A 6,000-nucleotide genomic window follows, 5' to 3' on the forward strand; every position below is an offset into this window, starting at 1 on the left:
AATGGGGGAGATCTTGCGATCATGCTGACGGCCGTCGTGTTACTCGTGATGATCTGCGTGCGCGTCTGGAACTACCGAGGTCAGAGCGCCGCCCAACCGTTCACCGGTCCGCTCGCGGCGGCCGCGCTGCTGCTGATCGCGGGGGCCGCCGGCCTGCCCTGGGCCGATCTTGGTCTCGGCCGACCCACTTCAACTTCTTTTTCGTACGCAATGACGGGCGTCTTCGCACTGGCCGTCATCTACGTCGTGGCGCTGCTGATCCCTCGCATCCGGCGCCAACTCGCCCAGGCGACGCCCGCACCCCACCCCTGGCGGGCCGCCCTGCTGGACATCCCACTGGCCACGGTGACGTTCGAAGAGGTCGCCTTCCGCGCCGTCCTGTGGGCCGCGCTGGCCCAGAACACCGGCCCGCCCTGGGCCACGGTCGTGACCGCCGCGCTGTTCGGCCTGTGGCACATCCCGCCCCACCGGGAGCGCCTGCCCGTAGTCGTCGGCACAGTCGTCTTCACCGCCCTGGCCGGCGCCCTGCTCTCCATCCTGACCCAGGCCGGCGGCAGCCTGCTGATCCCGTTCGCCATCCACTGGTCCGCCAACGCCTTCGGAGTCCTGGCCGTAAAGGCGGCGCGGGGTAAAGGCAGCGCGCGGCGGTGAGGGCGGCGCGGCGGCGAGGGCGGCAGGCGGCGCGGCGGGCACATGCAAACGGGCAGGCCGCACACACGCGGCCTGCCCGGGAAGACCGGCTTACGGCTTGCGGCCGACCGCGCCGTACGCCTCGATGGTCTCGATGCCGTCGCCGTCGGGGCGCCACGAGCTGATCTGGGTCAGCCCGGGCTCGACCAGCTCCAGCCCCTCGAACACCGTGGCCAGCTCCTCGGGGCTGCGCAGGATGTACGGCACCCCGCCCATCTCGGCCAGCTTGGCCGCGCCCTCGACGACCGCCTCGGACGTGTCGGTGCCGTCCCAGAAGACCAGGTAGCTGCCCGACGGAACCTTCGCCATCACCGTGTCGACGATCGAGCGGATGACCTTCATGTCGGGCTCGTAGCCCATGACGCCCATGAACATGACCGCGATCGGCTGGGTGAAGTCGAGCGCGGCCTCGGCGCCCTCGAGGATCTTCTCGGGCTCGTGATAGTCGGCGTGCACGTACGTCGTCACGCCCTCGCTGGTCGTGCCGACCAGCAGCGCCCGGGCGTAGGCCAGCACCATCGGGTCGTTGTCGACGTACACGATCTTGGACTCGGGGTTGATGCCCTGGGCCACCTCGTGCGTGTTCTGCATGGTGGGCAGGCCGGTGCCGATGTCGAGGAACTGGGTGATGCCGGCCTCGGCGGCCAGATGGCGGACCACCCGGATCAGGAACTTGCGCGACTGGCGCGCCATCGCCACGATCTCGGGATACACCTGGGCCACACCGTCGCCGGCGGCACGGTCGGCGGCGAAGTTGTCCTTGCCGCCCATCCAGTAGTTCCACATGCGCGCCGCGTGCGGCACGTCCGGCTGCAACTCGGCGGGGGCCTCTTGGTCCGTCATGGGGAAGTTTCTATCCGCTGCACCCGGGTCTGCACAACCACCCATTGTGGATATTTAGCGGTGCTCCAGGTCGACCAGCACGGCCTTGAGGATGTCGGGGGTGCGGGCGGGCGGGGCGGCCTCGATGATGAGCCGGCCGAAGGCGGCCGCGTAGTCGTCCACGTCCTCGCGTTTGTCCAGGTAGAGGGCGCTCGTAAGGTGCTCGATGTAGACCACGTCGTCGAGTTCCTCGTGCGGGAACCGCAGGATGCTGAACGCGCCGCCCGCCGCCGCGTGACCGCCGGAGTCGAAGGGAATCACCTGCAGGCGTACGTTGGGATTGTCGCAGGCCTCGATCAGCGCGAGGATCTGGTCGCGGAGGACGTCGCGCCCGCCGATCAACCGCCGCAGCACTGCCTCGTCGAGCACGGCCCAGAACGTCGGGGAGTCGGGCCGGGCCAGCATCTGTTTGCGGGCCATCCGCAGTTTGGCCAGCCGCTCGACCTCGTTCTTGCCCGGGTTGTTGTGCCCGAGGCGGATCACCGCGCTCGCGTACGCCTCGGTCTGCAAAAGGCCCGGAACGAACTGAATTTCGTACGTACGAATGAGCTCGGCGGCCTGCTCGAGGTCAAGATAACTGTGGAACCAGCTTTCGAGCACATCACCGTACGAGTGCCACCAGCTCGGCGAGTTGGCCGCCTTGGTCAGTTCGAGCAGGCGGTCGTGTTCCTCGGGGTCGTCGACGCCGTAGAGGACCAGCAGGTCGGTCACGTCGCGGGCCTTGAAACCGACGCGGCCCAGCTCCATCCGGCTGATCTTGGATTCGGACGCGCGGATGCGGTAGCCGGCCGCCTCGCGGCTCACGTTGGCGGCGAGGCGCAGCTCGCGCAGGCGCGCGCCCAGCTGCAACCGGCGGACGGTCGAGCCGCCGCTGTCCCCACGCCCGATCATGATGACCTGCTTATCAAAATGGTGTCCGAGTCCGCTACGGCTTGCGGCCGACAGCGCAGTACTGGGAGATCTCCGGCCCATCAGATCGCCAACGGGTGACCGGGACCACCCCCGGATGGATGAGTTCGAGCCCTTCGAACAGATGAGCGATCCGCTCCGGACTGCGCAGATGGTATTTCGGGTTGGCCGAGACGTTCCAGATGCGGGTCGCCTCGAGCGTGGCCGGGTCGGTGTCGGCGCCGTCGTACATCGCCAGGTAGCTGCCGGCGGGCAGGTCGCGCAGCAGCCGGACCAGGATGGAGCGGGCGGTGTCGTCGCTCTCGATATGCCCGAGTACGCCCATCAAGGTCAGCGCGACGGGCCGGGCGAGGTCGAGGGTGCGTCCAGCCGCGCGCAGGATCGCCTCGGGATCGCGCAGGTCCTCGTGGACGTAGTCGGTCGCGCCCTCGGGCGTGCTGGTCAGCAGCTCGCGGGCGTGGGCCAGCACGAGCGGGTCGTTGTCGACGTAGACGACGCGGGCGTCGGGCGCGGCGGCCTGGGCCACCTGGTGGGTGTTGTCGGCAGTGGGCAGCCCGGTGCCGATGTCGAGGAATTGGCGTACGCCGGCCTCGACCACGAGGAAGCGGACGGCCCGGGTGAGGTAGGCCCGGGAGAGCCGGGCGTTGTCGGCCAGCTGGGGCAGGGTGGCCATGATCTGATCGCCCACGGCCCGGTCGGCCGCGAAGTTGTCGGTGCCACCGAGCAGGTAGTTCCAGATCCGGGCGGTCTCCGGAACGTTGGTGTCCAGCCTGGACACGTCTTCAGCCACGCTGATCATCCTCACCTCGGTGGACCCCAGTGTCCAGTGTGGATCTGACGTGATCGGCGCGCGACAGCATAACCCACCGTTCCCACGCGAGCGCCGGGCACGGACAGTACCGTACCGGGCGTGGCTTCGTCCCTACTCTCCGCCGGTTCCCGGCCCAGAGTTGTGATCCGGCTTGCACCCCGTCACAGCGGGTGGCGGCCGCTCGTCCCGGGAGTATGAACAACCACCGCGTAGTAATTGTCGGCGCCGGCTTCGGCGGTCTGTTCGCGGCCAAGGCGCTGAGCAAGGTCCCGGCCCAGGTCACGATCGTCAACGGCACCACCTATCACCTCTTTGAGCCGCTGCTGTATCAGGTGGCGACCGGCATCCTGAGCGAGGGTGAGGTGGCGCCCCCGATCCGCGAGATCCTGCCGGGGCGTGACATCCGCCTCGGCTGGGTCACCGACGTCGACGTCGAGGCCCGCCACGTCGTGGTCGACTCGCCCGACGGGCGGGAAAGACTCGTCCCGTACGACTCGTTGATCGTCGCGGCCGGTGCCAGCAACTCGTATTTCGGGCACGAGGAGTTCGCCGAGCACGCCCCCGCGCTCAAGAACATCGACGACGCGCTCGAGATGCGCAGCCGGATCTTCCACGCGTTCGAGATGGCCGAGCTCGAGGACGACACCGAACGGCGCCGCCAGTGGCTGACGTTCGTGCTGGTCGGAGCGGGCCCGACCGGGGTCGAGCTGGCCGGGCAGATCGCCGAGCTGGCCCACCGCACGCTCGAGGGCCAGTACCGGCGGGCCGACCTCGGCACGACCCGGATCGTCCTCGTCGACGCCGTCGACCGGGTGCTGCCCGCCTTCGACCCGAAGCTGTCGGCCGCGGCCGAGAAGCAACTGCGCCGGCTGGGCGTCGAAGTCCGGCTCGGCACGCGGGTCACCGACGTCGATGCGTACGGGGTGAAGATGGAGACCGCCGAGGGCGAGGAACGCATCGAGGCCCGGACGAAGTTCTGGGCCGCCGGCGTGGCCGCGCCCGCCCTGGCCGGCCGGATCGCCGCCGCCACCGGAGCGCCCACCGACCGCGCGGGTCGCATCCGGGTCGAGCCCGACCTGACCGTGCCCGGCCACCCCGAGATCTTCGTGGTCGGCGACCTGGCCGCCACCGGCTTGCCCGGCGTGGCCCAGGTGGCGATGCAGGGCGGCACCTACGCGGCCCGGACCATCGCCCGGCGGCTGGCCGGCAAGCCCGCGGGCAAGCCGTTCAAGTACTTCGACAAGGGCAACATGGCGACGATCTCACGCTTCTCGGCCGTCGCCGACATGGGACCGCTGCACCTGAGCGGACTGCTGGGCTGGCTGGGCTGGCTCGGCGTGCACCTGTTCTACCTGGTCGGCTTCAAGAACAAGGTGACGACTTTGCTGCACTGGCTGGTCAGCTTCCTCGGCCGCGGCCGCGCCGAACGCATCACGACGACCCAGCAGATCCACGCCCGCCGAGCCCTACAACTCGTGGGGGAGCAGGTGACGCCAGCTCGGCCGCACGAACACTCCCGCTGAAACCCGATAGGCCGGCCAAACACCAACCCCGTCCGGCAGTACGCGCCGAGCCAGTTGAGCAGCGCGCCCGCGCAAGTCGGCCTCGGCGTAGAGCTCGCCCGCCCCAGGCCTGGGCCGCCCGAGGACCGAGGCGCCGGGTGCGCTCAACCGGGGATGCGGCGGCCGGTTCGGCGCGGTGTCGGGTGCGCTCGGGTGGCCCGTCGGTAGTCGGGGGGTGTCGGGCGCGCTCGTATGGCCCTTTGGCAGTCGGGGCGGTGCGGTGTGGGATGTGCCCAGGCCGCCTTGCAGCAGCCGGGATGGTGCGGTGTCGCGTGTGCTCGGGCCGGCCTGCGGAGGCCGGGATGGTGCGGTGTCCGATGCGCTCGGGTGGCCCTGCTGTGGCCGGGATCGTCCGGTGTCGGGTGCGCTCGGGCGGGCCTGCGGCGGCCGGGACGGCGCGGTGTCGGGGCGGGTCGGGATGGGGAAAGGAAGCCCTGCGGGCCACGGCGCGGCGGGTGCCGGCTCGTGGTCGAGGTGGACGACGGCGAGCCGGATCGCGTTGGGGCGCCAAGGTTCGCCGCCGGCCAGCACGGTACGGCGGAGTTGCTGGACATGCCGGTCGAGCGCTCGTATCGGCTCGGGGAAGGCGTCGCCCCAGCCCTCGAGTTCGGCGCTCAGGAACGTGCCGTCCTCGAGCCGGACGCTCACGACGTCGACCGGGCGGTCACGCACCGGCTGATCGGGATCGCGCGCATAGTTGCGCGGGTCGCCGAGTACCTCGGCGGCGTGCGCACGCAAGGACTCGGCCTGCCGTGGGCGCAAGGGCAGGCTGGCCGACGCGTCGGCATACGCGGTGCGGTCGTCGTAGATCGCCAGCGGCGGCGGGATCAGAACACCTTCGCCGGGAAAGAAGAAGCCCCCGGGCCGCGCCCACTCGAATATCGGGCGACGGGCCGCGGCGCGAGCGGGCGCCCCGGTCAGCCCGGCCACCGCGATCGCCCCACCGGCCACCAGCAACGTCCTACGGTCCATGGGCTCGAACACTAATCCGACAAATACCCCACCGGGCGCGAGCCGCGAAACTTCGCCCTATCCACCGACAAAGCCTTAGCGGCCCAGAAAGTGTCCGTCTCGCGTGCGTGGGGTTGATCCTCGGCTGCGCCGTTGCCGTCCACGGCGCGCGGTTCGGGTAGATCATCCGGTGCG

The 6,000-nt window shown here is 70.2% G+C and carries 6 protein-coding genes; 2 read left to right on the top strand and 4 right to left on the bottom strand.

Features of this window, described 5'->3' with window-relative positions:
* Positions 1-21: 21 nt before the first annotated feature.
* Entirely contained in the window at positions 22-651 is a 630-nt protein-coding gene (locus M1L60_RS07140) for a CPBP family intramembrane glutamic endopeptidase (RefSeq protein WP_253236479.1), read from the top strand.
* A gap of 90 nt (positions 652-741) precedes the next feature.
* On the opposite strand, the gene M1L60_RS07145 is transcribed toward M1L60_RS07140, so the two are convergent.
* From M1L60_RS07145 to M1L60_RS07155, 3 genes are read right to left on the bottom strand one after another with little or no spacing between them, the layout of a single operon-like run.
* The gene (locus tag M1L60_RS07145; protein WP_253236480.1) at positions 742-1,533 is read right to left on the bottom strand and encodes an SAM-dependent methyltransferase; all 792 of its coding nucleotides are present in this window, start codon (positions 1,531-1,533) and stop codon (positions 742-744) included.
* Positions 1,534-1,587: 54 nt separating this feature from the next.
* A complete protein-coding gene (locus tag M1L60_RS07150) occupies positions 1,588-2,463 on the bottom strand; it encodes a Sco1979 family transcriptional regulator (RefSeq protein WP_253236481.1) in 876 nt (291 codons plus the stop codon).
* A 34-nt stretch (positions 2,464-2,497) separates the two neighbouring features.
* Complete coding sequence (locus tag M1L60_RS07155; protein WP_253236482.1) at positions 2,498-3,280, bottom strand: SAM-dependent methyltransferase; 783 nt, start codon at positions 3,278-3,280, stop codon at positions 2,498-2,500.
* Between the two features lie 206 nt (positions 3,281-3,486).
* On the opposite strand from M1L60_RS07155, the gene M1L60_RS07160 reads away from it, so the two are divergent.
* Positions 3,487-4,815 carry an NAD(P)/FAD-dependent oxidoreductase gene (locus M1L60_RS07160; protein WP_253236483.1) on the top strand — a complete coding sequence of 443 codons (1,329 nt, stop codon included), beginning with the start codon at positions 3,487-3,489 and terminating at the stop codon, positions 4,813-4,815.
* On the opposite strand, the gene M1L60_RS07165 is transcribed toward M1L60_RS07160, so the two are convergent.
* Positions 4,759-5,811 (bottom strand): hypothetical protein, encoded by a 1,053-nt coding sequence (locus M1L60_RS07165; protein WP_253236484.1) that lies wholly within the window; start codon positions 5,809-5,811, stop codon positions 4,759-4,761. The two genes, M1L60_RS07160 and M1L60_RS07165, sit on opposite strands and share 57 nt — an antisense overlap.
* Between the last annotated feature and the right edge of the window lie 189 nt (positions 5,812-6,000).

The sequence above is a fragment of the Paractinoplanes aksuensis genome, assembly GCF_024137025.1.
Lineage (GTDB): Bacteria > Actinomycetota > Actinomycetes > Mycobacteriales > Micromonosporaceae > Actinoplanes > Actinoplanes aksuensis.

Bases quoted from the DNA above. Each gene is read 5' to 3' on its own strand.
- M1L60_RS07140 (WP_253236479.1), top strand. From the start codon at position 22: ATGCTGACGGCCGTCGTGTTACTCGTGATGATCTGCGTGCGCGTCTGG.
- M1L60_RS07145 (WP_253236480.1), bottom strand. From the start codon at position 1,533: ATGACGGACCAAGAGGCCCCCGCCGAGTTGCAGCCGGACGTGCCGCAC.
- M1L60_RS07150 (WP_253236481.1), bottom strand. From the start codon at position 2,463: ATGATCGGGCGTGGGGACAGCGGCGGCTCGACCGTCCGCCGGTTGCAG.
- M1L60_RS07155 (WP_253236482.1), bottom strand. From the start codon at position 3,280: ATGATCAGCGTGGCTGAAGACGTGTCCAGGCTGGACACCAACGTTCCG.
- M1L60_RS07160 (WP_253236483.1), top strand. From the start codon at position 3,487: ATGAACAACCACCGCGTAGTAATTGTCGGCGCCGGCTTCGGCGGTCTG.